We start from the raw sequence: 26,993 nt of genomic DNA, 5'->3' as shown, positions 1-26,993 counted from the left end.
ATCAATGCGAATCCCTCGTAACCTTATCCCCGGATCCACCTCTCAAAAAGTCAAGATCCGCGCCAACATGTGCCTGCATCACGTGATTGATATGAAGATTTACATATCCGCGGTTATAACCCAATTCCAAAGGTTTCCATAAAGCGCGCCGTCTTTCGAGCTCTTCGTCAGATACTTCCAGGTTTAACTTTCTATTTTCTACATCCAGCTCAATATAATCGCCATCCTGCACCAAAGCCAATACACCGCCGACGGCTGCTTCCGGGGAAATGTGCAAAACAACGGTTCCAAAACCGGTTCCGCTCATACGGCCGTCGGAAATACGAACCATATCGATAACACCTTTTTCCAATAATTTTTTTGGCAAAGACATATTACCAACTTCCGGCATTCCTGGGTAACCTTTTGGGCCAACATTTTTCAGGACGAGAATACTGTTTTCGTCCACATCCAGGTTTGGATCATCCAGTCGTGCTTTATAATCATCAATATCTTCGAAAACAATTGCTTTTCCACGATGCTGCATAAGTTCTGGTTTCAATGAGGCCGATGGTTTTATAACTGCTCCGTTGATACTCAAATTTCCACGAACTACCGCCAGCCCGGTAAGATCTTTCACTGGTTCATCCAAAGTTCCGATTACTTCATTGTCAAAACATTCGGCGGAAGCGCAGTTTTCTGCAACCGTTTTTCCGTTTGCTGTAATCGCATCCTGATGTAAAAGTGAAAGCATTTCTTTTATTACAACTGGCAATCCACCCGCGTAATAGAAATCTTCCATGAAATATCCGCCAGACGGTTGCAGATTTAGTAGTAACGGGATTTTTTCGCAAAGCGCATTAAAATCATCCAAGGCAAGATCAACCCCAATACGGCCCGCAATCGCCAGCAAGTGAATTACGAAATTGGTAGAACCGCCAATTGCTGCATTCAGCATAATGGCGTTTTCAAAAGCGTCTTTTGTTAATATTTGAGAAAGACGTAAATCATCTTTTACCATTTGCACAATCCTGCGCCCAGATAAATGTGCGATTACTTTTCGTCTGGAATCTGCTGCAGGAATTGCAGCATTCTCTGGCAAAGTCAAACCTAAGGATTCTACCATACAAGCCATGGTTGAAGCCGTTCCCATTACGGCGCAATGTCCCTGGCTGCGGCACATACAGGCTTCCGCAGTTGTCAGTTCTTCCTGGGAAATTTCTCCTTTTCGGTACATTTCACTGAAACGCCACACGTCGCTGGTACCAATTGTTTTTCCACGATATCGACCTGTTAACATCGGTCCGCCAGAAACGACAATGGTTGGAATATCTACACTGGCTGCACCCATAACCAAGGAAGGAGTTGTTTTATCACAACCACAAAGCAATACGACACCATCAATCGGATTAGCACGAATGGATTCTTCCACATCCATACTCGCCAGATTTCTGTACAACATGGCGGTAGGTTTTATCAATGTTTCGCCCAAAGACATTACCGGAAATTCAAGCGGAAATCCACCTGCTTCCCAGACACCTCTTTTTACAGATTCGGCCAGTTCTCGAAAATGTCCGTTGCAGGGTGTCAATTCGGAAAACGTATTACAGATACCAATTACAGGTCGTCCTTCAAATTCGTCAGCCGGATAACCCTGATTTTTCATCCATGCTCTGTATATAAATCCGTCTTTTCCTTCTTTTCCAAACCAGCCTCGGCTGCGTAATTTATTTTCTCCCATGAGTCGCCATTGTTTATATTCGATTAGTAAAGGCAGGAAGTCGTTAAATATAATTCCGTTAGTCCTTTAAAAAGTAAAATATAGTATCTTCGTTAACCACGTGCCTGCTGATACACTATGATTTATTCCGATATTATCCGTTTGTCTTTTTTGAAACTATTAACCTGCTTTTTCATTAGCATGATAGCCATGCCATCTAGCGCTCAGATTAATAACGGACAGTTTCTGGAAAAACTGCTTAAAAAACATTCAGCGCATCTGGCGAATGTTTTGGATAATCCTGATAAATACGAAGTCCAGATTTTATATACCAAAATTGACCGGAATAATAAAAATGAGCCAAAGTTTACAACCTATGGTTATCATGTTAACAATTCGAAATATTTCTATCCGGCCAGTACGGTCAAACTTCCGGCGGTACTACTTGCATTGGAAAAGGTAAATAAACTGGGAATTGACAAGTACACACCAATGTTTACGGGCGCAGATCGTCAGGAGGAAACGGCGGTGAAAGCTGATACCACAGCTGAGGATAAATTACCTTCGGTAGCACATTATGCAAAAAAGATATTATTGGCGAGCGACAATGATGCTTTCAACAGACTTTACGAATTTATTGGACAAAAGGATTTTAACGATTCCATGCACGCCAAAGGGTATAAGGATGTAAGAATATCTCACAGACTGGAATCTCCGATCGGCACTGAAAATAATCGCTACACCAATCCAATCCGTTTTGAAAAAGATGGAAAGCTGGTTTACGAGCAGCCGGGAAAATATTCGGATCAAAAATTTATTTCTCCTGAACCGATTAAAAGAGGGAAGGGGTATATGAAAAATGGAACGCTGGTTAATGAGCCGTTTGACTTTACTGAAAAGAACTTTTTTGCGCTCGAAGATCAGCATAAACTTTTAAAAGCACTTTTCTTTCCGGAAAGTGTTCCGGCCAAAGAACGTTTTAATCTGACTAACGAAGATTACCGTTTTGTATATCAATACATGTCACAATTCCCGGTGGAAACGGAATTTCCCGCGAATTATACCGACGATTACTATGACGGTTATGTGAAGTTTTTATTATTTGGAGGAACAAAAACCCGGCTTCCGAGGCATATCCGTTTGTTCAATAAATGTGGTGATGCTTATGGCTATTTGCTGGACAACGCCTATATCGCAGACTTTGAAAAAGGAATTGAATTTATGCTGACGGCCGTTATTTATTGTAACGAAGATCAGATTTTCAACGACAATAAATACGATTATGATGAGATAGGTTTGCCGTTTATGCGTGATATAGGAAAGGCTGTTTTTGATTACGAATTGGAAAGACATCGTGCAAACCGTCCCGATCTTGGCCGTTTTGAAGTTCGGTACGACAAATAAATCAGGATATTTTTAGCTTAATTCTTGGCGCAATCTGGCAGATGTAAAGATTGAAAAAATGGCCAATAATCAGCAAGGCAGATCCGATATATCCCAACCAGTGAAATAGATAATGTTTCCCATCAAAAATAAGTGAAACTGCAAAAATCAATAACGCTCCCCAAAGCAGGATGTTCAACGCAATCGATTTGTGATCTTTTGTTGCAAAATAAACAGCTGCTCCATTGATTAATATAAAAAAATAATCAAGCGAAATAAACCCGATATGCGTGTGATGGTTGTGCGTAAATGCAGTTCCCATGGCAAGAGCAGGCATGGCTATGCAATGTATAATACATAAAACGGATCCTAAAATTCCTAAATAATCTGCCTTGTTGTGTGAATGCGTCATCACTGATTTTGAAAGATAAGGGTACAAAAGTAAAACTTCACTCTATTAAATGCAACACTGTTGCAAAATATTTTGTTCGTTATTTGGAGAAGAAAAGGAAAAGAATTTGTCTTTACGACGTTTTTCTTGAACTTCGAACTTAACTTTGGCAGGAACGGTTTTTGATGTAACCAGTACCTGCAAAGAATTTAAATTGGCACATAATGGATCAGTTAAGAGAAACACTAAAAGGTCATCATTTGCGTACAACAACGTGTCGTGAGGATGTTCTTTCAGCTTTTATAAATAAGAAAAATGCGCTTTCACACGGTGATCTGGAAGGGGCGTTGGGGGAGAGCTACGACCGCGTAACGATTTATCGTACTTTAAAAACCTTTTTGGAAAAAGGAATTATTCATAAAGTTCTGGATGATGAAGGACTGCGTTATGCACTTTGTTCACAGCAATGTTCGGAAGAAAAACATCAGCATGACCATATCCATTTTAAATGCAATGCATGTGGGAAAACGAATTGTCTTGAAAATTCACATATCCCAAACATTGCTTTGCCACAGGGATATCAGCCTGCAAGTTTTAACTTACTGATTCAGGGAACTTGTCCTGAATGTGTTGCTGAATAAATATGAAAAGGGAGACCGGTAAAACACCAGTCTTCCTTCTTCATTACTTCCATCTATTTAACTTTTAGATTAAAATCAAGGTTGACATCATCGCTGCCCGGCGTGATCGTACCATTTTTGGCATTTGGCTGATGACGAAGCTGTACTTTCAACGTTCCTGTACCCGCGGCTCCTGCTTTTGCAGTTCCGGTCAAACCGATCGGGTATCCATTCGTGTCTTGATCACCATAAGCGTAAGTCAGCAACGTTGTTGGATTTGGCGTATAAACCAATAAATGTTCGTATGCTTTTTCTTTAATTTCCGCCGTAATATCATCAATTGGCGTTTTGCTTTCGTCCAGGAATGCTGGTGTCAGCGTATAACTTGTGTTGGCTTTTAGTGAAATTGTATCAAATTTTGTTGGCGCATTTCCACCATCTCCATCCGGATCTTTGTAGGCGAATGTGGTAACAGCTCCGGTACCCACCTCAGTAAAAGTCAGCGTGACAGACGTGATCAATTCGTTTTCATCATCGGCTTCAACCTCATCTCCCGAGTCTTTGCACTGCGTGAATAATGCTGCTATTCCAAAAAGTAACATCCAGGTTAATTTACGATTCATGTTATTTGTGTTTAGTTAATAATAAAAAAATAAGATTTTCAGGCTCCGAATTTCCATTTCAAACGCAGCGAAGCATTACGGCCGATGTCATCCGAGTAATACCGGAAGCGATTCATATAATCCCGGTAAACGGTATTGAACAAGTTTTGAATAGATACTCCGATTTCAAGCTGTTGTTTTGCTGACAAATGAATTGTACCGCCCGCCTGAATATTCCACAGCGAATAAGCGGCTGGGGGAGGCATAAAATCACTTTTCGGCGGAACACGTTTCTGGCGGGCAACCCAGAGATTTCCAACTGAAAAGAAAACATTATGCAGGTTGGCCAATAAGGGAATTTCATATTTCAACTGATTATCCCACCGGTTTGCAGGAATCATCACCAGATAGTTATCATTCCGGGTATCGTATGCTTTCAAATAACTTAGCTTGCTGGTTGCAGAAAAATTTTTGACAAACTGCCAAGCAGCCGAAATATCAATTCCCTTAAAAGATGCATCTGTTTGTGTATATTTAAAATAGGGGAAAGCGCCTCTGACCGTTAAAATCGGTTGAGGCTGAGGTTTGAGATATATGAAATCTTTGATATAGTTGAAATAACCACCAATTTCAATGGTCAGTTTTTCACTTGCATATTTAATGCTGGCTATGGAATTAAAGGCTTTTTCAGGATGCAAAGTAGAATCTCCCTTTTCAAAAGCTGCTGCGCCGTGATGTACACCATCACTAAATAATTCACTTACATTCGGCGCTCGCCACGCTGTACCTGCATTTAGTCGCGCAGACAAATTTCCGGTAAAATTTCGGGTCGCTCCGATTGTTCCGGATCCATTGTGAAAATCAAAATGATTGGAAATTTTCTGACGACTTACAATCCGGTGCGTACTTAAAGTGCGATAATCATAGCGAAGACCGGCTTCAAATTCCCAATCATTTTTAACATACCTTTCGATCCAGAAAACCCCTATATTGAATTGATTGAAGTTTGGGATTAAAGGTCTGCCCGTCATCAGATTGTATTGGTATAATGTACTCACACCAATTTGCCCTGCGATTTTCCCGGCGATCGGTTTGTGGTCCCAGGTCACATCGTTTGTTAAAGTATTAAGTTTAAAAGTTAATTCCGGATGATTGAGGGCAGCTATGGAATCGTTTCTTGGAATATGTAAATCGTACTCATTCCGATGATTTACCTGTTGCGCAATAGTCCACTGCAAACGGTTTCCATTCTGGAAATTATAATGTGTTTCCGCTTTTAATAAATCATGCGTTACGTTCTGGTTGGGTCTTCCAATGGTATAACTGAAACCAGATTTGACAAAGGGTTCGCCATTATTAATAACGTTGAGTAAATCGGTAATACTGCCAATATGTGAGCCTGAAAAAATTCCGATTTTTGTATCAAACCGACTATAAAAAAGGTCAATACCAAAACCTTTGTTGCGATATCCGGCACCGAGCGAAAAGTTTTTTTCACTGATTCCGGTATTATCAAGAAAATAATTCGGCGTACGAATATTTCCCCCTTGTTTGATAGTCCCTTGTGCACGCCAGCCAAAACCGGGTAATCCTTTGATCCCACCTTGCAGAGTAGAGGAGGAGACACCCTGGCGTCCATTTGTAAATCCAACTAGATTTACTTCTCCGCTCAATGTTTTATTGAACGGTAATTCTTCCGGCTCAACCAGAATTACGCCGCCAATCGCATCAGAACCATACCGCACTCCCGCAGCTCCCTTAATCACGGAAAGGCGTGTTGCAACAAAAGGGTCAATTTCCGGGGCATGCTCCGAACCCCACTGCTGGCCTTCCTGCCTGACGCCGTTATTCATGATCAATACCCGGTTGCTATGTAAACCGTGAATTACAGGTTTAGAAATAGAAGATCCCGTTTGCATGGACGTTACACCGGAAATACCTTTCAGGCTTTCACCAAGCGTTTGTCCACGCGTTTGTTCAAGATCGTTACCCGATAGTGTCGTTAAAGGTTGTGAGGCGGGAGCGTCGGTTCGTTGGGCGGTGATTTCTACATCTTTTAAATGAACTTCCTGTTCGAGAAGTGTGAAATTTTCTTCATGGCTAATAATAAGGTCTATGGTTTGTTTATAAGTGCTGTATCCAACAATCCTGGCTTCAAGCTGATAGATACCGGGACATAAATTCCTGATTTCATATTTTCCTTTTTCATCGGTAAAAACTCCATTGGTTGTTCCAGTTAATAAAATTGTGGCCCCCGCGATGGGCTGTCCGCTATGCAGATCGCGAATGACTCCTTTTATAAAGCATGTACACGAAGAATTCTGGCCATGGCTAAGGGATGAAACCAGAATTATCAGACATATGTAAAAATATTTTTTCATTGGATATTAGCGGGGAGACTTTAATAAAGAATCAATTTTCATCATGAAAATCTTCTTAATCCTATATTCTCCGGGTTATGTTCAAGATCAGGAGTGAAATGACAATTTTGATAATTATCCTTTTTGCTACAACGTTGCAAAAGTATAATTTATGCAACTATGTTGCAATATAAATTTGAATTTTCTTCTCAGCTTTTTGTTTTAAGCTTGTAAATTTGATTGCTGAACGTTTGGCAATAGGCTGTTCAGTTTACCGTAAATCCTGATAATGTGCCCAATCTTCTACTGATTAAAATATTGCTGATGCCACCGCTGATAGCCGGTGTAACGCTTTCTGTTCGTAAATGGGGAGAAGGTTTTGGGGGTTGGCTAGGAGGGTTTCCCTGGATTGCGGGTCCAATCTCGTTTTTTATAGCGATGGAAAATGGCTCTGATTTTGCAGCCTCAACGGTTCCATCTGCTTTGATGGGATCTATCGGGACAACTTTTTTTGCGTTGATTTATTCAATTGCGGCACCGAGAATGCATTGGCTTCCCGCACTTTTACTTAGTTATTTGTCTTTTTTTGTAGTTGCCTTGGCATCCCTGGGACGGACGCCATCACTTCCTTTTGCGGTTGCATTAAATGTGATTGTTTTGACAGGAGTTTTGTACATTTTTCCAAAACCAAAAGATAAACCTGAATATAAAAAGTACCCCTTTTACGACATTCCGTTACGAATGTTTGTCGCTACTGTATTTGTCGTTTTGTTAACGCAGCTTGCCGATAAACTGGGTCCTACATGGAGCGGAATTTTAACACCATTTCCTATCATGACTTCTACGCTGGCCGTTTTTACGCATATACAGCAAGGGTCGCAGGCAACAGCCAGAATACTTTTCGGATTACTTTCTGCCAGTTATGGTTTTGTGATTTTTCTGATCGGCGTATGGTGGCTGGTACCGATTATGCAGGTTGGATTGGCATACGGAATTTTGGCCATTGTTACCATGTCGGTCAATGGACTTGCTATAAGATTGATACGAAAACAAAGTCAGGAGATTTAAACCCGTTCCAACTTCACCGGATAGGTTTTTTTTGCATTCCACTGGCAAACATAAATGTTTTTGTCCTGATCAATACAAACGTCATGGCAATGCATAAAAATTGGTTTGTCCTGCACCATCATCTGTAATTTTCCATTTAAATATTCAGGTTTAGTACCGCCTGGATTGGAAATTACCTTATTGTTTTTGTCCAGAATTGTTACAAAACCCGAGTCTGGTGTTTGGTTTAAATAACGCAGCCTTGACCAGCAAACACCGGAATATAATGTGTCGCCATCAAAAACAGGACGACAAACAAATGCACCCGGCAAAAAAATAGTTGATAGATATTTTCCATCTAACGTAAATCTTTTGAAGGCATTATGTGCACGTGAGGTTATCAGCAGCGTGGGATTTGCTTTATCCCGGCTGTCAATCGCAATTCCATGCGCTGTGGAAAACTGGCTGTCCCCATCACCCGGACCGCCGAATTTATCAATAAATTCGCCTTTTGGTGTATATCTTAAAATCCATTGCGAGCCATATCCATCGGCAATGTAAATTGTACCGTCAGGTCCAATCGCAGTTTCGGTAGGTTTGAAAGCATCTGCTTCTTTATACGCTCCGACTTTTGAAGGATGCTCGATCGTCATCAGGATTTTTCCTTTCAGATCTGTTTTAAAAACTTTTCCAATATTCGGATCGCAGACGAACAGAAATTCTTCTCCGTTGGCGTTCCATAGCGTAAGTCCATGTCCGCCAGGAAAATCGTGTCCCCAACTATCCAATAATTTACCGGAACGGTCGTAAATTAAAATATTATTTTTTACCTCGTCACCCACCATAATTAAACGCCCTTTGCTATCCTCTACCATTTCGTGGCAGTTGTTTATGGGAAATTTGGAAGCATCCAGATTTCCCCAACCCTGATGTACACGGTAGCGATGCGTTCCGTGACCTATAATTTCTCCATCTGCTTTTGGTTTAGCATGAAGAATATAAAATGGTTTGAAAGTAAGGGCTGCTGCGGTTACAGCTGCAACTTTGGCGAATTGGCGGCGGGAATGGTTCTCGTTCATGAAAAGAGTTTTTCCAAGAAAAGACAGGGAAGTTTATTTTCTATCTATTTTCCACAAAAAAGACCTTGCAAATTTTTGGTTGCAAGGTCCTGGATTCTATGTTAGATAGAATGAATTTAGAATAAATTATTAGGTCACCCTTTCAGGGTTTAGATTAGCGATAATTCAGCCACTTCTATAATAATGCCATCCTTTCAGGATTTGTTGATGTTACAGAATCGTTAACAAAAAACTAATTATGAGTTGCCTGAGTAGCGTTTTCCATAACGATTCAACCAGTCCATCAATTTATTCACGTCCTGCATTCTAAATAATTCGCTTCCTGCGCTCATTGTTGCGGCGGATCCGCAGGCGACGCCCATGCGTACAGCTTCGCGCAACGATTTCCCTTGCGAAAGTGTCCAAACAATTCCGGCAACCATACTATCACCGGCGCCAACAGCGCTTTTTTTCTTCACCGGCGGTGCGGGAATATGTTCTACCTGATCCGCGGTGACGAGCATAGCCCCCATAGCCCCCATAGAAACTACAACGACTTCGCATTGATTACGTATAATAAGTGCGCGCGCCGCATCATCAACATCGTCCATTTCCAGTTTATCTACTCCGACTAGTTGACTAAGTTCAGTAATATTCGGTTTTAACAAATAAACACCCGCCTCTGTTGCGGATTTAAGTGCATCACCAGATGCATCCGCAATAAATCTGGCTCCTTGCTTGTGTGCAATTTTTGCTATTTGCCCGTAAAAATCGTCGGGGGCGCCGGGTGGTAAACTTCCGCTGGCAATAATATAAGAAGGTTTCGGATCGAATTCTTCAATAGTTTCCAAGATCGATCTGACCTCTGTCGGCATCAGTTCAGAGCCCGGAACGCCAAAACGGTACTGGAAACCTGTACTGGTTTCTAAAACATGGAAATTTTCACGTGTCCATTGTTTTGTTTCAATGACCAGCGTCTCCACGCCTTCACTTTTTACTAGTTTGTGCAGCCGCTGTCCTGTTGGACCGCCAATCGTAAAGACCGCGACAGGATTTCCACCCAGCCTGTGAATTGCTTTTGCTACGTTAATTCCACCTCCGCCAGCTTCGAAATTAGGCGTGTCACAACGCAGCTTATAATCCGGGAAAATGCGATCTACATTTGCACTTTTATCCAGAGCCGGGTTAATGGTTAGTGTTACAATCGGTCCGGTAGCCATATTTTTTGTAGTAAATTTATATTAAATAGAAACCCGTTGTTAGTTATGCATTTATATAAACCAAATTACGATAATATAAATAGAAAAGTAACCGTCGTTTCTGCCATTTTGTTTTCAAATTGTCACAAAGACAATTTTAGTTACTACCCTTCGGTAAGATTCCAGCCGCCATCAACGGTTAACGTTTGGCCTGTTGTAAATTTTGAAAATTCAGACATAAAATAAACAGCGGCTCCATCCAGATCTGCCGGTAAGCCAAAACGCCCTCCGTTCAGTGTTTGTTTGGCACTGATGAATTCTTCAATTTGTAAATCTTTGTTCTCTGGATTTTCAATAATGGAAGGCGCAATGACATTGATCCGGATATTATTTGGCGCGTAAGTAGCCGCAATCGATCTTGAAAAACCGATAACAGCAGATTTTGCAGTAGCGTAAGCATGCGCCGAAAAATGCCCGGGAAAAGGGGTGAAGTCAAGGGCGGAACTCATGTTTAAAATAGCACCACCTTTTCCCATCCCAAGAAATGTCTGAACGGCAGCCTGATTCGATAACATAAGCGAAGTCAGATTAAGATCAAGCGTACTGTTCCAGGCACTTAATGTTAGTTGATGCAACGGGCCGTCACCATATTTTTTTCCACTTCCACCGGCAACATGATAAAGTCCGTCAAAACTTCCAAATTCACGAATACACAATTGTATTGCTTCCAAAGAAGTATTGGGCTGCGTGGCGTCACCTTGTTTGGCGCGGGCCTGGCTTCCTAATTGTAACTCGGCCACAAGGCAGTTTTCCGGATTTCTCCCCACCACTACCACATTTGCGCCATGTTTTACAAAAGCTTTGGCCGCAGAAAATCCCAAACCCGTTGTACCTCCGATAATTACGATTGATTTATTTGTCAGCCAGTTTTCCATACGTTCTAATTTTTATGCAAAATAGAACTATTACCATAGAATTTAAAATAAAAGCACCTTGTCGTTCTGAAAACAGAAACAACAAGGTGCCTTATTTTAACTATAAATCGTAAACTTATGCTACTGAACGAAGCAAAGACATAGATGATTTGCTAAATTTTTCCTGAGCGTAGTCCAACGTCATCGTGAATTCCTTCACGTCTTTTTGAGATGGTAAATCAAACATGGCATCCGTCATGATTGACTCACAAATGGCACGAAGTCCACGAGCACCCAATTTACAAAGCATTGCCTGATCCACAATGAAATCAAGTACATCTTCGGTAAAGTGAAGTTTAATTCCTTCCATAGCGAAAAGCTTGCTGTATTGTTTTACCAATGCATTTTTAGGCTCAGTCAGGATACGACGAAGCGTATCACGATCAAGCGGTTCCAAATGTGTAAGTACAGGAAGACGGCCGATCAATTCAGGAATTAATCCGAAAGATTTCAAATCCTGAGCGGTTACGTAACGCATTAAATTTCCTTTATCAAAGATTTCAATGATACGGTTATCTCCCGAAAATCCGATTGGACGGGTATTGATCCGTTTCGCAATGTGACGTTCAATACCATCAAATGCTCCTCCGCAAATGAAAAGGATATTTTCAGTATTGATCGTAATCATTTTCTGGTCAGGATGTTTACGGCCTCCTTGCGGCGGAACGTTAACAGAAGAACCCTCCAGTAATTTTAAAAGCGCCTGCTGAACACCTTCGCCACTTACATCACGTGTAATGGATGGATTGTCCGACTTACGGGCAATTTTATCCATTTCATCAATATAAACGATACCACGTTCTGCTGCTTCAACATTATAATCTGCTGCTTGTAGCAAACGAGTCAAAATGGTTTCAACATCTTCTCCCACATAACCTGCTTCCGTTACAACGGTTGCATCTGCGATACAAAAAGGTACCTGAAGAATCCGCGCAATCGATTTTGCAAGATAGGTTTTACCAGTTCCGGTTTCACCTACCATGATGATATTCGATTTTTCAATCACTACATCATCGTCAGTAACTACCTGGTTCAGGCGTTTGTAATGGTTGTAAACTGCCACAGCTAATGAACGCTTGGCATCATCCTGACCTATCACATATTGTTCAAGAAAACGTTTGATCTCCGTTGGAGGGATCGATTTCAACTTTGGTAATTTCGTTTTCTTGTCTTTTTTATCGTCTTTGGAATTTAGCTCTTCGGTAATAACCTGATATCCCTGTGCAATGCAGTGATTGCAAATGTGGGCATCAATACCTGAGAGCAAAAGTTCTACTTCATTTTTTTTGCGTCCGCAAAACGAACAACTTACTTGTGCCATCTGTGAATGTATACAATTATTGAATTACTATATTAAGCACATACCAGCATTTGGTAATGTGAGAATCACTAGGATAGAATATGGGTTTATAACAAAAGGATCAGACGCATTGTTCAAAAGACTGAATTACTGTTTAATGCTTTCAACAATAACGGATTAATAATACTACTAAAAACAAATCGTGCCACAATTACAAAGCAGAAAAATTCGCAGTGAATGACTTTACATTAACGAAATGAAATATAATGATTTCGTAAAGTTCGGGCTTTTTAAACTTGTTACAAAATTCCAGTTGGCACCATAAAAGAAAAACCACCCGAAAATTACTTAACGGGTGGTTTTTCTTAATAAGATATTTTAAAAACTTATTTATCGCGTGTTAAAACTTCGTCGATAAGTCCGTATTCCTTTGCTTCGTAAGCACGTAACCATTTGTCACGGTCAGAATCGATACCGATTTGTTCAACAGTTTGCCCTGTATGCTGCGCCAGAATATCATATAATTCATGACGTAGTTTTACGATTTCACGGGTTGTAATTTCGATATCAACCGAAGTACCCTGTGCTCCACCTGATGGCTGGTGAATCATAACGCGCGCATGAGGAAGTGCAGAACGTTTTCCTGCTGCGCCACCTGCAAGTAATACGGCACCCATGGAAGCGGCAAGGCTTGTACAAACCGTAGCAACGTCCGGACGAACATACTGCATCGTATCATAAATTCCCAAACCTGCATAAACAGATCCTCCAGGGCTATTAATATACATCAGGATATCTTTCTTAGGATCAGCAGATTCCAGGAAAAGCAATTGTGCAACAACTATATTGGCAATATTATCATCAACACCTGTTCCCATAAAGATGATACGATCCGCCATTAATCTTGAAAATACATCCACTTCACGAAAGTTCATCGGACGCTCTTCAATTACCGAACGGGTCATGTTTTCAACAGTGTGGTTCATTAAACCGTCAACTGTAAGGCCACTCATCCCAAGATGGTGAACGGCATATTTTCTAAATTCATTTCCGTGATTCATGAATAAACTTTAATTTAAAAATAATATGTATTGGATAGAGTACATCTTTTAAAGAACAAAAAGCTGCACCGCTTAGTTTCGAATATGAAAAAGCTGATTTGTTTCTTTGTCCTTCACAAAATTGATTATTTCCATGAATAATCCTTGTCTGTTTCGGTTATAATTTATCGAAAATTGCGAGAAGCTATTCATTGAATGCTTTTTAACTTGCAATTGTTATCAGTAAAAAGCCAATAATACGAGTAAAATTTAGTCTTTCAGAAAATCAGTATTAAAATTTATTCTGTCGATCAGACTATGAACAATACGAACACTCCATCCGAAAAAATACGGCAGCTGCGTCTGCAAAAAGATTTGTCACAGGAAAACATGGCAGACATGCTTGGACTTTCAACAACCGCTTATGGTGATATGGAAAGGGGGAGAACCGAACTTTCATTTTCCCGTCTTGAAAATATTGCAAAACTGCTGGATGTTTCATTACCTGAATTGCTGGGTTTTGAATCAAAAACGCTTTCAGAAACAGAATGGCTGCGTCAGGAAAATGAAAGATTACTATCGACTAACGGCAAACTGCAAAATGAGCTGGATCTGTGGAAAAAAAGATTCGGGTCTCTGGTGACTTTGGAAATTGGGAGACAGGTGCAACAGCATCGGGAGCCGATTGGTTTTTGAGTTAGGCGTTTATGCTTTTTAGGAATAAATTATATTTCATACTTAAATTGATAACCAGTTTGTGTAAAAAATAAATTTGTGTCTTAAAAAAGCTAACCACGATTTTAAATGGAAAAGCATATAAAATTTGATAAGCCGATTCCGGAAACGATCAAGAAGGCATTGAAGGACAAACGGCAATGCGAGAAAAAGTCCAGCCCGGAGAAATTAAATTGAATTCATCTCAAAAAGTTTCGTAACCCTTTTTATGTTAAATAACAAAACACAGAACAAGAGGCCAGCAGCGGTTTGTAAAAGTTCTTGATATAGTACAAGGAGATGGGACTTTCTCATTATGTTCTGGATCCGAAGTTACTTTAGGGTGAGTTGTTTTAAAAGGGGCCAATTGAGATCTATCACTTGTAATGGATACACCTTTTATCTCGTTTAAGTGTCTCTGAATCATAAATAAGCTCTATATGAAAATTCGCATAGTGCCCCTCATTATTTTCTGGCTCTCATTGGCCAGGCTAGTTGCTCTGAAGCACCAGGATCCCAATCCACAACTGCAAGATGGAATAATTTCCCTGCCGTAGGCGCTGTTTATGAGTTGTACCCAAAAACATAAATTTCTATCTTTGAGCGAATATTGCTTTTTATGAATGGCGGCAATCGCTAACAACCCTCTAAAAATGTTCAGAAGTTTTGTTTTTGTAGTTCTGTGTTTGATTTCAAATCTATCTTTTTCCCAAGAATTTATTGCGGCTAATCGTGCCGGCGCAACTGACTCGATTCCGGCTCAGTACCCGGAAGGCGGGAATGAATTTATCAAAACGGTGAACCGCCATTTCAGAATACCGCTCTCGGTTAACAAGTATTCTTACGAAGGTGTTTTTGACATTCATTTTACGGTAGACACCGAAGGCGTTCCTGAGATCGACAGTATTAATTTTACCAGAATGAAATTCCGGGCAAAGCGAATTTCCGTCAGCCATCTTCGGCAAGTTCAGAACGACATCCGGATCGAAATGGACCGCGTCTTCGACCGAATTCCTGAATGGACTCCCGGCACGGCAAATGGCGTGCGGATTCCGTATCGTTTCACGTTGCCTTTCTCGGTGTATTTCGACTGAGGCCTAATGATCACTTTTGTATCAATTTAGGTATTGACTACTGGAGAGGTATGCTGAAAATCTAATTCGAACCGTCTGAATGGGAGGGGCACACCCGGTTTTTGGACTCTGAATCTCGTATGCCTGTCGTCTCTGGACGCCTACATTGTCTCAGAAACGTCCGTTTCCTAATACCGGAGCCGGCCGTGATTTGACTGCTCAAAGATGATTCAAAAACTGTATCAAATTGTCATCTCACAAATCAAAATATCGTTTTAATAATTGCCGTAAGTTAGTGAGACTAAATTACCTTTCACATTTGTTCCGGATCCTGTGGGCGCCGGGTGCAGCGATTGTTCTTTTCCTTTTAAGCTCTAACTTTCCACGGCAGCTTTACCAACGTGAATTATAGTCATAAAACAAACGAGGTCAACTTTCGAAAAAGCTGACCTCGTTTATTTTATCAAAATGAAATACTTAAAAACTAAGCAACTTCACCTTTTGCAAGTTTTTCGAACTCAGCAACATCGATAGTTTGCTCATCCGTAGCAACCTGGCTGCGAACGATATCGATGATTTTGTTATCAAAAACCTGATTGAAAATCTGAGAATAGTTATCGCGTTCTTTGTCTGCAAGGTAACCAGCCGCAACACGGTCAATTGTGTCGCCCATGCTGTCATCATCACCGTACATTCCAAATTGTCCGCGAACCATTTGTTTTGTAAATTCAAGGATTTCAGGATATTCAACTTTCACACCCTGAGAATCAGCAATTTTATTTTTGATCAAACTCAATTTCAATGATTTCTGGAAATCTTCGAATTGTTCTTCAATTTGCTCACGTGTAAATTTGCCTTCGTTGGTACGTTCCAGCCAATCTTTTAGGAAATCCCCAGGAAGATCAATTTGGATTGAATCAAGCAAAGCCGTTTCAAGATCGCGACGAAGTAATGCTTCTGTTTCGCGCTCGTAGTTTCCTTTAATTACCTCCGTAACTTTTTCATTGAAAACTTCTTCGCTGTCAGCAACACCTGGTCCAAGTACTTTATCAAAAAACTCCTGGTTAACTTCTCCCGGTGCTGAACGCGTGATATCTTCAACGATCAAAGTGAAATCACCTGAAAGTTCACCAATATCTTCTTTTTTCTTACCAGTAACATGCGCAATCGCAGCCTGGTCAGCAAAAGTATTTTGAATATCAAAAGTTACAACGTCATCTTTTTTCAAGCCTAAGAATTTAGCCTGATTTTCTTCTGCAACCTGTTTTGTAGGAATAGCAGTACGTGTTGTAAATTCAGAAGATTCCTGTTTCAATTCACCAAAAATCATATCACCCAATTCACTAACTTCCGGGTGCGTGCTGTCAGAGAATCTTTCACGAAGACTGTCAACTGTTTTTGTCAGCTCGTTTTCGTCAGTTTGGATCGTATAACGTTTTACAGCTGGAATTTCAGAAAGATTAACTTCGAAATCAGTCGCAACACCAAGGTCGTAGCTAAATTCGAAATCGCCTGGTTTGTCCCAGTTAGCTTCTTCTGCTTTTTCGCGGTTAGGAATAGGATCCCCAACAACCTGTAATTTATTTTCGCGGATATAAGTGCTTACTGCATTGCTCAAAAGACTGTTCACTTCGTCAACCAATATGCTTTTTCCATACATGCGCTGGATTACATGGGACGGTACTTTGCCAGGACGAAAGCCTTTTAAATTCACACGTTTCGAATAATCCTTGATAGACTTATCAACTTTTGGCTGATAATCATCTTTGGTTAGCGTAACTTTAAGAGAGGCCAATGTTGGCGAATTCTTCTCTAATAAAACTTCCATGCTTATTGCTATTAGTAAATGTGCTTTTTTTAGATAAAACGCAAAACAAAAATGCCCTCAAAACAGTGTCCTGAGGGCATTTGACGGGTTAATTCGGAGCAGTTCATCTTCTTATTTCAGATAGGAAATATGACGCCCCGTCAGTCCCTTGTTAGTTGTACGGGCGGAGGGAATCGAACCCCCACGCCTTGCGGCACTAGATCCTAAGTCTAGCACGTCTACCAGTTCCGCCACGCCCGCTCTTATTTTTTCGTCCCTTCCTTCAACCCTTGTCGTTGGTTGGGAGTGCAAAGGTAGCAAAGTTTGTTTTAGATATGCAAACTTTTAGAAAAATATTTTTGAAAAAATTATTTTATTGAATAATCTCGCTAAAATTTGTTATTTTGGTGAAGCGTACTAATTACTATTAAGCATTGGAGCAATTCGTTGAAACCCTGAACATAGATCTGGAGCAGGAGCGTAAGGATATCCTCAAAAAATATCGCAGGTTGTTACGAACAGCCAAGCCGTTTTTGAAGGACAATGATGCAAAATTAATCAAGAAAGCCTTTTATACATCTGTCGAGGCGCATAAAGACATGCGCCGCCGGTCAGGTGAACCGTACATTTATCATCCGCTTGCAGTAGCACAAATTGTAGTTGAGGAGATTGGATTGGGTACGACCGGCATCGTTTCCGCATTATTACATGATGTGGTCGAGGATACGGATATGCGTATTGAAGATATTGACAGGTTATTTGGAAAGAAAGTTGCGAAAATTATTGACGGACTTACCAAAATTTCAGGAAGGTTTGAATACGGAACTTCACAGCAGGCCGAAAATTTTCGGAAAATGCTGCTTACACTTTCGGATGATGTTCGTGTAATTCTGGTAAAACTGGCGGACCGTTTGCATAACATGCGGACACTTGACAGTATGCCGCGCGACAAGCAATTGAAAATCGCATCGGAAACTATTTTCATTTATGCCCCGCTTGCACACAGACTTGGACTTTACAGTATCAAGTCTGAGTTGGAAGAATTATATCTGAAATATACCGAGCCTCAGGAATACCGCGCGATTTCCAGGAAACTGAGAGAAACCAAAAGTTCTCGTGATCGTTTTATTTCGAAGTTCACCGAGCCGATTGCGGAAGATCTTGAAAAAGCGGGATTGAATTATATCATCAAAGGACGTCCCAAATCGATTTATTCGATCTGGAATAAAATGCGAAAGCAGAATAAACCTTTCGAAGAAATATATGATTTATTCGCAATCCGTATTGTTTTGGAATCTCCGCAGGAGGGTGACCGTGAAAAAGCACTTTGCTGGCAGGCGTATTCCATCGTTACAGATCATTACAAACCCAATCCGGACAGGCTGAAAGATTTCCTTAGTACCCCACGTGCGAATGGCTATCAGTCGCTTCACTCCACTGTTATGAGTAAAAGCGGACAGTGGGTTGAAGTGCAGATCCGAACTTCGCGCATGGACGAAATTGCGGAAAAAGGCTATGCGGCGCATTGGAAATACAAAGGAAATGATACCAAGGTCCGTGGAAATATTGAACATTGGATCAGCCAGGTAAGGGAAACACTGGAAACGGGTTCCGGCGATAAAACTGCTGCGATCGAGTTTCTGGATGAATTCAGGACGAATCTTTTTAATGAAGAAGTTTTTGTTTTCACCCCAAAAGGAGAACTGAAAGTATTGCAAAGCGGTGCTACGGCGCTGGATTTCGCTTTTGACATACATTCCGAAGTGGGCGTGCATTGTATGGCTGCAAAGGTAGGAGGGATCTTGGTTCCAATTAGTTACGTGTTAAGTAATGGGGATCAGATTGAAATTATCACCTCAAATAAACAAAAACCTACCGAAGACTGGCTTCGGGTAGTACGGACTTCGAAAGCCCGCGCCAGAATAAAGGATTTCCTGAAAGAAGACAACCGTCATTATGAAACAGACGGTCGTCAGATGGTGGAAAGGAAGCTTAAAGTGCTTGGTATTGAGTTGACCGCGGAAGTTGTGAACCAGCTACGGGCATTTTTTGAAAGTAAAACGGCGGCGGATTTCTTTTATAAAATTGGAAAAGGATATGTCCAGCTTGACGAATTAAAACGATTCAAGCGTGATAAAGAAGCGAAGGAAAGAAAAGCAGTAACGAATACCGTCATTCCACCAATTGAAGGAGCTGATGGTAAAACTTACACCAAGCTTCTGAAAAATATTCATGGCGACCGTGCCGACAGTGATACGCTGTTGATAGGGGATGATATGGATAAAATTGACTACAAACTCGCTCCCTGCTGTAATCCGATCGCCGGAGATGACGTTTTTGGATTTGTGACGATTAACGAAGGTATCAAAATTCATAGAACGACCTGTCCGAATGCGGCCGAATTAATGTCCAAACATGGGAACAGGATCATCAAAGCAAAATGGGAATCGAACAAGGACGAAGCGTTTTTGGCTGGTTTATATATTTCAGGGACGGACCGGGTAGGACTGATAAACGACGTTACCAGGATCATTTCCAATGAACTGCATATCAACATGCGTGGGCTTACGATTGATACCAAAGATGGTGTTTTCAATGGTGATATCAGGCTTTACGTTCAGGATACACGCCATTTGGATATTCTGATCAGTAAGTTGGAGCAGGTTGAGGGAGTTTATAATGTACAAAGGTTTGATACGAACCTGACAGGAAGCATCTAAATATTGAACCATTATTCGTTTGACTTGTTAATCAATTGGTTTATATAATAGTATTGACCCGGTAACGGGCAATACCTGAAAGCTTCAAATGACAACCGCAGCATAATTACTACTGTGATTTAAGAAAAAAAGCACGTAATTTGCGCAAGATTTTCAAAAGATATGCCACAAGCCAGCAAACCAAATTTTGAAGCCGCCAAGAAAATTCTGACGGCTTACCTAGAAAATAAAGGACTTCGCAAGACCCCTGAAAGGTTTGCGATATTGGAAGAAATCTATACACGTGAAGACCACTTCGATGTGGATGAGCTTTACATCAGCATGAAAAACAAACGTTATCGTGTGAGTAGGGCAACGGTGTATAATACGTTAGACGTACTTGTAGATTGTGATTTGGTAACCAAACATCAGTTCGGAAAGAACCTTGCACAATTTGAAAAATCGTACGGAAACAAGCAGCATGATCATTTGATTTGTACGGACTGTCACAAAGTAATGGAGTTTTGTGATCCGAGAATTCAGTCCATCCAGAATATGGTGGGTGAAATGCTAAATTTCAGTGTACTGCATCATTCCCTTATTTTTTATGGCAACTGCACAAAGGAGAATTGCCAGAACAGAAAGGAACATGAAGAAGTCGCTGTCGGACACGAAATAAGAGAATAGTATCGATGAGGCGTAACAGACATTTTATGGTTTGTTACGCCTTATCATTTTAGCAAATAATAGTTTTTAATAACCATTTATTGGATGAAAGTTGACGTATTGCTTGGTCTCCAGTGGGGAGATGAAGGTAAGGGTAAAATCGTGGATGTACTTGCACCACGCTATCAGGTAGTAGCAAGATTCCAGGGCGGTCCTAATGCAGGACATACTTTGGAATTTGATGGTATTAAGCATGTTTTGCACCAGATTCCATCCGGTATCTTCCGTAGTGATATTCAGAATATAATCGGAAACGGTGTTGTTCTGGATGCAATTGTTTTCAAAAGAGAAATTGATAATTTAGCTAAATACAATCTTGATTTAGTTGGTAATTTATTCGTTTCTAAAAAAGCATCATTAATTCTGCCAACGCATGCGTTGCTTGATGCCGCTTACGAACGTTCAAAAGGGGATTCAAAAATTGGTTCAACTTTACGTGGAATCGGGCCAGCTTATCAGGATAAAGTAGCTCGTCTTGGATTGCGTGTTGGTGACGTTTTGTCTCCGAATTTTGCTGATAAGTACAAGAAATTGGTTGATGCGCATAAAGTTATCCTTGACTTTTATTCTTTCGATTACGCTGCGGTACTTCCTCAGTCGGAAGAAAATTTCTTTGCTGCGATTGAATTCATGAAGCAATTTACAATGGTTGATAGCGAGTATGTTATTAACGAAGCGATTGCAGAAGGAAAAACAGTTTTGGCAGAAGGAGCACAAGGTTCTTTGCTTGATATCGATTTCGGTTCATATCCTTTTGTTACGAGTTCTACAACAATGGCTGCCGGTGCTTGTACTGGTCTTGGTATTGCACCAAGCGCTGTTGGAGAAGTTTTTGGTATTTTCAAAGCTTATTGTACACGTGTAGGAAGCGGTCCTTTTCCAACAGAATTACTCGAAGAAACGGGTGAGAAAATGAGACAGGAGGGTCGTGAATTCGGAGCTACAACTGGTCGTCCGCGTCGTTGTGGATGGTTGGATTTGCCTGCTTTGAAATATGCGATTATGATCAACGGCGTAACGCAGCTGATCATGATGAAAGTTGACGTTTTGACGATTTTTGACACAATTCGTATTTGCACGCAGTATCGTTTGCCAGACGGAACTTTGACAGATCAGCTTCCATACGATTTGTGTGATGATACCGTTGAGCCGGTTTACAAAGATTTCGCAGGGTGGCAGCAGTCGCTTGATGGAATTCGTGATTTTGATGCGATTCCTGAGCAATTGATGGCTTATGTGAAATTCCTTGAAGCAGAACTTGGATTGCCAATTACATTTATTTCAACAGGTCCTGATCGCGAAGCGTTAATTACACGTGAAACTACGGCTCTTTTGAACTGAGATAAAAATATAGGAGTTAACTAAAAACCGCTTGAAACGTCATGTTTCAAGCGGTTTTTAGTTTTTAAGTATCATAAATAATTTGACCCGGTTAGTCTAAAAGAGAAAGTACATCTTCTCTCGAAAGCGATTTAATGAATCCATCTTCATTCGAAATCAAATCATCTGCCAGCTGTTTCTTGGTTTTCTGTAAAGCCAGAATCTTTTCTTCAACCGAATTTTTCGTAATAAACTTGTAAGTGAAAACAGTTCTGTCCTGGCCAATTCGGTGTGCTCTGTCCACGGCCTGTGCTTCAATAGCAGGATTCCACCAGGGATCTAAGATAAATACATAATCAGCAGCTGTAAGATTTAATCCTAAACCACCGGCTTTTAGGGAAATCAGGAATATTTTAACGCTTTCATTATTTTGAAAATTTTCAACTTCTGCCTGACGGTCTTTGGTAGAGCCATCAAGGTAAGCGTAGGTAATGTTTCCTTTATCGAGATAAGTACGGAATAGATCGAGGTGTTTAATGTACTGGCTGAAAATCAAGATTTTATGATTTTCACTAATGGCCGTTTCCATTTTATGAATTACATCTTCAAACTTTCCGGAACCGTCTGTGTATTCAGGATCAACCATTTTTGGATGATTCGCCAGTTGTCTCAACTTGGTAAGACCTTGAAGTACAACAAGCTGAGATTTATTTATCCCGTCCGAATCAATACTTTGTAAAATTAGATTCCTATAATACGCCTTTGCTTCCTCGTATGCCTTTTCCTGCTCCTGCGACATTTCACAGTACTGGATACTTTCCACTTTCGCAGGAAGGTCCGTTGCTACCTGCGATTTATGCCGGCGAAGAATAAATGGTTTTATCAGATTATAAAGGCGTTTGGATTTTTCTTCATCGTTTTTCTTTTCAATCGGAATTTGAAATTCATCCCGGAAATAGGTCTGGCTTCCTAAAAGTCCCGGATTTACAAATGACATCTGGGACCATAGATCCATCGTGTTATTTTCAATCGGGGTACCAGTCAATATTAACCGGTTTGCAGAATTTAGCTTTCTAACGGCTTTTGTAATGATCGAAGTTGGATTTTTAATCGCCTGCGATTCATCCAGAATGACATAATTAAACCGGAATGATTGTATAAGTTCAATATCAAGTCTGACAATTCCATACGATGTCAACACCAAATCAAAACCTTCAAACTGTTTGGTGTCTTTTTCCCTGTAAGTACCCGTGTAAAGCATTACTTTTAACTTCGGCGTGAATCTTTTTGCTTCCAGCGCCCAGTTGTATAATAAGGAAGTCGGCATGATCAAAAGAGATGGCTCCTTAATTCCGGCTTCTTTTTGTGATTGTAGTAAAGCTAAGGTTTGCACGGTTTTCCCTAAACCCATATCATCCGCCAGACATCCGCCAAATCGATATTGATTTAAAAATTGCAGCCAATCATAACCTGCTTTTTGATATGGACGAAGTGTTCCTTTGAAATGTTTAGGAGCTTCGCTGGCATCAATCTGGTTGAAATCCCGAAGTCTTTCAAGTTTATGGCTGATAATAGCTGTTGCCAGATTTTCTTCTTTTAATTCCTGTACCAGTGCCAAATGGTGCATGCGCAACCTGATTCCATCGGTATTTTGATCATGCTCCGAAAAAGCAAACAGCTCGGAATATTTTGTAAACCACCATTCCGGAATTACTGCGATTTCACCATTTGGGAGTGTAAATTCCTTTTTTTGATGAAGAATATAATTTCTTAATTGGATAAAAGGAATTTCAAATTCACCGAATTGAACTTTCGCGTTGATATCAAACCAATCGCGTCCTTCTTCAATAGAAACATCCAAAGATGAGTATCCGAGAAAATATCTTTTGGCGTCTGCATTATTCTGACGAAGAATAAAACCGTGTTCTGCTAATGTTTTGGCCTTACTTTGAAGCCAGCCGAAAGCTTCTGATTTTGGCATCAAAACCTGACCTTCTTTTATCCCAAGGCCCCATTCTTTAAGCTGATTTAGATTGTGGCGTTCGGCGATAGTGTCACGTTTTACTTTATAAAAAGTGTAATTTTCTTCTTTCTTATCGATAAAAACACTGGATGGGCCAGCAAGGCTGTCAAAGGCGAAAGTATAGTGCCCATATTGAAATGCTATTCCCAAAGATACTTCACCATCTTCTGTATCATTTTGGGTTGAATCCTCTGTGCCCGCCTCTGCAAATAATAAAGCAGGAGCGGTTTTTCCTTTAATACTTACATCTGCAATAGTAAGAATTGGTTTAGGGACGGTTGAAATATTTCTTATATCAAAACCCTTAGAAATAACGTCGTAAGAAGCGATGAGTGGTGCTACAAAACGCTCATAATACTGCTCTTCCATTTTACGGGGAATGGCAATAAATTTTTTTGCCAGAAAAGGTTTTATTTTTTTGCCATCTACATTTCCTTCAAAATGATATAAATGCCCGTCCACCACCAGCCAGGCAGGCTCCTCACAAAGAATAATGGCGTTTTTATATTGAAAATCGAGCTTCTTTTGTTGATGACGGATGGTAGGGAAATAGTGGGTGTTGTCTTCATTGCGCATGAAATAAAAGCGGATAGTAGCTTTTTCTTTTTCCCATTCCACAGCCTTCCAGAGAGGATTTCCATCGCTGCCCATAATAAAAATGTCCTTGCCCGAAAGTTTTTCCAGAATCCGTGCTTTACTATTTTCAAGATACGCTGTGATCGCTTCCTGTATTACTTTATCACCTTTCTGAGGATCATATATTTTCAGAAAAAAATCGACGGTGGAAAGTTTTTTTGTATTGAATTTCCTTAAAATAGTATCCTGCTGAATATCATCTACCAGGCCTACCAGTTCAAAATCCGTTGCGTCGAGCCCTGCGCCGAATTCCTCTATATTTTTAGAAGAAATGTTTTGTATCTGAAAGGAAAAATCTCCCTGGCTGTTTAATTGAACCACAAAAGATTCGAATATATAGCCAAGATATTCGTGATCCAGAATGGAATATATGATCTTAAAGGGTTCAGAAGTAGATACTTTCATGACATTTGTTTCGCAAAACGATGATGCAGCGTTCGAAAATTATCCATTCACGAGATAGTTCGCTTCGTTGGGATTTGAAAAATATCAAATATAGGTTAAAGAGGGGGCAAAAAAAAGACTTCCTTTTGGGAAGTCTTTTTTACGTGTGATGTACCGGGGACGGGAATCGAACCCGTACGAGCCTTACAGCTCACAGGATTTTAAGTCCTGCGTGTCTACCAGTTCCACCACCCTGGCATCAACCTTCAAACAAGTTTGTCGGTTTTTATGAGAAAAAGCACCGTTTCCGGTGCTTGATATCTCTGAGCAGAAGACGAGGTTCGAACTCGCGACCTCAACCTTGGCAAGGTTGCGCTCTACCAGCTGAGCTACTTCTGCGTGTTGTCTGGTGCGTTATTTGATTAACGTGGTGCAAAGGTATTCATATGACCTATGCGGCGCAAGTGTTTGATGAAAATATTTTTGAAAAAAAATGAAACAATTTATTAACAAATTGTAAATCATAATAGTTAGCAAAAATAAAAATTTAAATTTTTATTCAACATTATGAATTGATATCCCGATTTTGGTCTAAATATAGGGTTGAGGTACCAATTTGAAATATTCCACAGAAAATTTAATTTAAAATTAAGTGGATTTCTATTAGGTCTCTAAACCATACTTCATCGATTTTTATGGTGAATGATTATACTTACAACCGTTTGTCCAAATAGCCTCGGGCACTTCAAATTTTGATTACCTTTGTATAATATCGATAAGGGAGACTTGTTTCCCTCATTTTTATAACTCATCTCTGTCGTTGTCCGGATTTAAAAATATAATTTTTCATGTTTTCGAACGAAGTACTGTTTTTTGGAGGTTTCCTTTTAGTGATTGGCATTATGCTCCTTTTGGATCTGGGCGTTTTTAATAAAAAAGATCATGTTGTAAAATTTAAGGAAGCTGCTGCCTGGACAGTCGCCTGGATTGTTTTGGCACTCGTGTTTTACATGGTCATTAAAACGCATGGCGATTTAGTGCACGGTGTTAACAATTACGAAGAACTTGCCATAATTCAATCCAAATATGCGCCGCATTTAACGCTTATACCCGGAAATTTTGAGGCTAGCCTGGAAATATATCGGAAAAATATGTCTCTGGAATTTATAACTGGCTATTTGCTTGAATATGCACTTTCGGTTGATAATATTTTCGTAATAATCCTAATCTTCGCATCTTTTGGTGTGCGCGCCAAATATTATAAAAAGGTATTATTCTGGGGTGTGCTAGGTGCCATTTTAATGCGGTTTGTATTCATTTTTGTAGGTTCAGCCTTAATCCAGCGTTTTGAATGGATTATTTATTTGTTTGGTTTACTGCTTGTTTATCAAGGGGGTAAAATTTTCTTCCAGAAAGAAGAGGATGAAACAATTGACCCTGCCAAACATCCGGTCGTAAAGTTTGCTTCGAAATATTTCTCAGTTTTTCCGCGCTATGTCTACGAACATTTCTTTGTGAAGAAAAAGGGGAAGTGGCTCGTTACACCCCTTTTCGTGGTTGTTCTTATTGTTGAATTTACGGATTTGATCTTTGCTGTGGATTCCGTTCCTGCCGTTTTTTCGGTGACAAAAGATCCTTATGTTGTTTTCTTTTCAAACATTTTTGCGATCATGGGGCTTCGTTCGATGTTCTTCTTTTTAAGTAACATTATGGGACTTTTTCGTTTTCTTAAATACGGACTGGGCGTTCTTCTTGTCTTTATCGGTGGGAAAATGCTGGCACATGTTCCACTTGAAGAAATGGGATTCAAGACCGTTTATTCACTTTACGTGATTCTCGGAATCCTGGCAGTAAGTATCCTGGCCTCTGTTATTTTTCCCGAAAAAGAAGAAGTAAAAGAAATCGCATCCAATAGTTAATTCGAAAGGGTCGTTTTAA

20 protein-coding genes and 3 tRNA genes are annotated in these 26,993 nt (G+C 40.3%); 9 read left to right on the top strand and 14 right to left on the bottom strand.

Features of this window, described 5'->3' with window-relative positions:
- Position 1: 1 nt before the first annotated feature.
- Complete coding sequence (locus FZF08_RS23725) at positions 2-1,720, bottom strand: IlvD/Edd family dehydratase (RefSeq protein ID WP_159474464.1); 1,719 nt, start codon at positions 1,718-1,720, stop codon at positions 2-4.
- Between the two features lie 189 nt (positions 1,721-1,909).
- Between FZF08_RS23725 and FZF08_RS23720 the strand changes: the two genes are divergently transcribed.
- Positions 1,910-3,103, top strand: a complete 1,194-nt coding sequence (locus FZF08_RS23720; protein ID WP_229216666.1) for a serine hydrolase — start codon at positions 1,910-1,912, stop codon at positions 3,101-3,103.
- A 1-nt stretch (position 3,104) separates the two neighbouring features.
- Here FZF08_RS23720 and FZF08_RS23715 read toward each other — a convergent pair whose 3' ends face one another.
- Positions 3,105-3,494: a MerC domain-containing protein gene (locus tag FZF08_RS23715; RefSeq protein WP_159474458.1), complete on the bottom strand. Its 390-nt coding sequence runs from the start codon at positions 3,492-3,494 to the stop codon at positions 3,105-3,107.
- Between the two features lie 203 nt (positions 3,495-3,697).
- Here FZF08_RS23715 and FZF08_RS23710 point away from each other — a divergent pair, with 203 nt between their 5' ends.
- Positions 3,698-4,114, top strand: coding sequence for a Fur family transcriptional regulator (locus FZF08_RS23710; RefSeq protein WP_159474455.1), 417 nt, complete (start codon positions 3,698-3,700; stop codon positions 4,112-4,114).
- A gap of 53 nt (positions 4,115-4,167) precedes the next feature.
- Here the strand turns inward: FZF08_RS23710 and FZF08_RS23705 are convergent, their stop codons facing one another.
- Positions 4,168-4,716: a hypothetical protein gene (locus tag FZF08_RS23705; RefSeq protein WP_159474452.1), complete on the bottom strand. Its 549-nt coding sequence runs from the start codon at positions 4,714-4,716 to the stop codon at positions 4,168-4,170.
- A gap of 38 nt (positions 4,717-4,754) precedes the next feature.
- On the bottom strand, positions 4,755-7,076 hold the full coding sequence (locus FZF08_RS23700; protein WP_159474449.1) for a TonB-dependent receptor: 2,322 nt from the start codon (positions 7,074-7,076) through the stop codon (positions 4,755-4,757).
- A 303-nt stretch (positions 7,077-7,379) separates the two neighbouring features.
- On the opposite strand from FZF08_RS23700, the gene FZF08_RS23695 reads away from it, so the two are divergent.
- On the top strand, positions 7,380-8,123 hold the full coding sequence (locus FZF08_RS23695; protein WP_159474445.1) for a hypothetical protein: 744 nt from the start codon (positions 7,380-7,382) through the stop codon (positions 8,121-8,123).
- Here the strand turns inward: FZF08_RS23695 and FZF08_RS23690 are convergent.
- The 5 genes from FZF08_RS23690 to FZF08_RS23670 form a co-directional block, all read right to left on the bottom strand.
- Positions 8,120-9,181: a 6-bladed beta-propeller gene (locus FZF08_RS23690; protein WP_159474442.1), complete on the bottom strand. Its 1,062-nt coding sequence runs from the start codon at positions 9,179-9,181 to the stop codon at positions 8,120-8,122. The genes FZF08_RS23695 and FZF08_RS23690 overlap by 4 nt on opposite strands.
- A 236-nt stretch (positions 9,182-9,417) precedes the next feature.
- Positions 9,418-10,380, bottom strand: a complete 963-nt coding sequence (locus FZF08_RS23685) for a 1-phosphofructokinase family hexose kinase (RefSeq protein ID WP_159474439.1) — start codon at positions 10,378-10,380, stop codon at positions 9,418-9,420.
- Positions 10,381-10,523: 143 nt separating this feature from the next.
- The gene (locus tag FZF08_RS23680; RefSeq protein ID WP_159474436.1) at positions 10,524-11,294 is read right to left on the bottom strand and encodes an SDR family NAD(P)-dependent oxidoreductase; all 771 of its coding nucleotides are present in this window, start codon (positions 11,292-11,294) and stop codon (positions 10,524-10,526) included.
- 115 nt (positions 11,295-11,409) lie between these two features.
- Positions 11,410-12,654 (bottom strand): ATP-dependent Clp protease ATP-binding subunit ClpX, encoded by a 1,245-nt coding sequence (clpX, locus tag FZF08_RS23675; protein WP_159474433.1) that lies wholly within the window; start codon positions 12,652-12,654, stop codon positions 11,410-11,412.
- A 365-nt stretch (positions 12,655-13,019) separates the two neighbouring features.
- Positions 13,020-13,694 (bottom strand): ClpP family protease, encoded by a 675-nt coding sequence (locus tag FZF08_RS23670; RefSeq protein ID WP_159474430.1) that lies wholly within the window; start codon positions 13,692-13,694, stop codon positions 13,020-13,022.
- Between the two features lie 297 nt (positions 13,695-13,991).
- Between FZF08_RS23670 and FZF08_RS23665 the strand changes: the two genes are divergently transcribed.
- Together FZF08_RS23665 and FZF08_RS23660 are read left to right on the top strand one after the other, a co-directional pair.
- A complete protein-coding gene (locus tag FZF08_RS23665) occupies positions 13,992-14,369 on the top strand; it encodes a helix-turn-helix domain-containing protein (RefSeq protein WP_159474410.1) in 378 nt (125 codons plus the stop codon).
- A 671-nt stretch (positions 14,370-15,040) separates the two neighbouring features.
- A complete protein-coding gene (locus tag FZF08_RS23660) occupies positions 15,041-15,481 on the top strand; it encodes a hypothetical protein (RefSeq protein ID WP_159474407.1) in 441 nt (146 codons plus the stop codon).
- A gap of 463 nt (positions 15,482-15,944) precedes the next feature.
- Here the strand turns inward: FZF08_RS23660 and tig are convergent, their stop codons facing one another.
- Together tig and FZF08_RS23650 are read right to left on the bottom strand one after the other, a co-directional pair.
- The gene (gene tig / locus FZF08_RS23655) at positions 15,945-17,288 is read right to left on the bottom strand and encodes a trigger factor (protein WP_159474404.1); all 1,344 of its coding nucleotides are present in this window, start codon (positions 17,286-17,288) and stop codon (positions 15,945-15,947) included.
- A gap of 158 nt (positions 17,289-17,446) precedes the next feature.
- Positions 17,447-17,528: transfer RNA gene (locus FZF08_RS23650), tRNA-Leu, on the bottom strand.
- A gap of 173 nt (positions 17,529-17,701) precedes the next feature.
- On the opposite strand from FZF08_RS23650, the gene FZF08_RS23645 reads away from it, so the two are divergent.
- The 3 genes from FZF08_RS23645 (at position 17,702) to FZF08_RS23635 (ending at position 22,033) form a co-directional block, all read left to right on the top strand.
- Entirely contained in the window at positions 17,702-19,987 is a 2,286-nt protein-coding gene (locus tag FZF08_RS23645) for a bifunctional (p)ppGpp synthetase/guanosine-3',5'-bis(diphosphate) 3'-pyrophosphohydrolase (protein ID WP_159474401.1), read from the top strand.
- Between the two features lie 162 nt (positions 19,988-20,149).
- The gene (locus tag FZF08_RS23640; RefSeq protein WP_137340301.1) at positions 20,150-20,653 is read left to right on the top strand and encodes a Fur family transcriptional regulator; all 504 of its coding nucleotides are present in this window, start codon (positions 20,150-20,152) and stop codon (positions 20,651-20,653) included.
- An 84-nt stretch (positions 20,654-20,737) separates the two neighbouring features.
- On the top strand, positions 20,738-22,033 hold the full coding sequence (locus FZF08_RS23635; RefSeq protein ID WP_159474398.1) for an adenylosuccinate synthase: 1,296 nt from the start codon (positions 20,738-20,740) through the stop codon (positions 22,031-22,033).
- A gap of 91 nt (positions 22,034-22,124) precedes the next feature.
- Here FZF08_RS23635 and FZF08_RS23630 read toward each other — a convergent pair whose 3' ends face one another.
- From FZF08_RS23630 to FZF08_RS23620, 3 genes are all read right to left on the bottom strand, one after another.
- Positions 22,125-25,076, bottom strand: a complete 2,952-nt coding sequence (locus tag FZF08_RS23630; protein ID WP_159474395.1) for a DEAD/DEAH box helicase — start codon at positions 25,074-25,076, stop codon at positions 22,125-22,127.
- A gap of 151 nt (positions 25,077-25,227) precedes the next feature.
- A tRNA-Leu gene (locus FZF08_RS23625) sits at positions 25,228-25,313 on the bottom strand.
- Between the two features lie 68 nt (positions 25,314-25,381).
- Positions 25,382-25,454 (bottom strand) — tRNA-Gly (locus FZF08_RS23620).
- Positions 25,455-25,903: 449 nt separating this feature from the next.
- Here FZF08_RS23620 and FZF08_RS23615 point away from each other — a divergent pair.
- Positions 25,904-26,974 (top strand): TerC/Alx family metal homeostasis membrane protein, encoded by a 1,071-nt coding sequence (locus FZF08_RS23615; protein ID WP_159474392.1) that lies wholly within the window; start codon positions 25,904-25,906, stop codon positions 26,972-26,974.
- Positions 26,975-26,993: the final 19 nt, after the last annotated feature.

It is taken from the genome of Dyadobacter sp. 3J3, assembly GCF_009801115.1.
Lineage (GTDB): Bacteria > Bacteroidota > Bacteroidia > Cytophagales > Spirosomataceae > Dyadobacter.
The sequence above is the reverse complement of the archived record's forward strand: the minus strand, read 5'-3'. Positions and strand labels throughout refer to the sequence as shown.

Excerpts from the sequence above, each read along its gene's own strand:
- FZF08_RS23640 (WP_137340301.1), top strand. The coding sequence starts at position 20,150 with ATGCCACAAGCCAGCAAACCAAATTTTGAAGCCGCCAAGAAAATTCTG.
- FZF08_RS23715 (WP_159474458.1), bottom strand. The coding sequence starts at position 3,494 with ATGACGCATTCACACAACAAGGCAGATTATTTAGGAATTTTAGGATCC.
- FZF08_RS23700 (WP_159474449.1), bottom strand. The coding sequence starts at position 7,076 with ATGAAAAAATATTTTTACATATGTCTGATAATTCTGGTTTCATCCCTT.
- FZF08_RS23630 (WP_159474395.1), bottom strand. The coding sequence starts at position 25,076 with ATGAAAGTATCTACTTCTGAACCCTTTAAGATCATATATTCCATTCTG.
- FZF08_RS23665 (WP_159474410.1), top strand. The coding sequence starts at position 13,992 with ATGAACAATACGAACACTCCATCCGAAAAAATACGGCAGCTGCGTCTG.
- FZF08_RS23720 (WP_229216666.1), top strand. The coding sequence starts at position 1,910 with ATGCCATCTAGCGCTCAGATTAATAACGGACAGTTTCTGGAAAAACTG.
- FZF08_RS23685 (WP_159474439.1), bottom strand. The coding sequence starts at position 10,380 with ATGGCTACCGGACCGATTGTAACACTAACCATTAACCCGGCTCTGGAT.
- tig (WP_159474404.1), bottom strand. The coding sequence starts at position 17,288 with ATGGAAGTTTTATTAGAGAAGAATTCGCCAACATTGGCCTCTCTTAAA.
- FZF08_RS23705 (WP_159474452.1), bottom strand. The coding sequence starts at position 4,716 with ATGAATCGTAAATTAACCTGGATGTTACTTTTTGGAATAGCAGCATTA.
- FZF08_RS23695 (WP_159474445.1), top strand. The coding sequence starts at position 7,380 with ATGCCACCGCTGATAGCCGGTGTAACGCTTTCTGTTCGTAAATGGGGA.
- FZF08_RS23710 (WP_159474455.1), top strand. The coding sequence starts at position 3,698 with ATGGATCAGTTAAGAGAAACACTAAAAGGTCATCATTTGCGTACAACA.
- FZF08_RS23615 (WP_159474392.1), top strand. The coding sequence starts at position 25,904 with ATGTTTTCGAACGAAGTACTGTTTTTTGGAGGTTTCCTTTTAGTGATT.
- FZF08_RS23725 (WP_159474464.1), bottom strand. The coding sequence starts at position 1,720 with ATGGGAGAAAATAAATTACGCAGCCGAGGCTGGTTTGGAAAAGAAGGA.
- FZF08_RS23670 (WP_159474430.1), bottom strand. The coding sequence starts at position 13,694 with ATGAATCACGGAAATGAATTTAGAAAATATGCCGTTCACCATCTTGGG.
- FZF08_RS23680 (WP_159474436.1), bottom strand. The coding sequence starts at position 11,294 with ATGGAAAACTGGCTGACAAATAAATCAATCGTAATTATCGGAGGTACA.
- FZF08_RS23660 (WP_159474407.1), top strand. The coding sequence starts at position 15,041 with ATGTTCAGAAGTTTTGTTTTTGTAGTTCTGTGTTTGATTTCAAATCTA.
- FZF08_RS23690 (WP_159474442.1), bottom strand. The coding sequence starts at position 9,181 with ATGAACGAGAACCATTCCCGCCGCCAATTCGCCAAAGTTGCAGCTGTA.
- FZF08_RS23635 (WP_159474398.1), top strand. The coding sequence starts at position 20,738 with ATGAAAGTTGACGTATTGCTTGGTCTCCAGTGGGGAGATGAAGGTAAG.
- clpX (WP_159474433.1), bottom strand. The coding sequence starts at position 12,654 with ATGGCACAAGTAAGTTGTTCGTTTTGCGGACGCAAAAAAAATGAAGTA.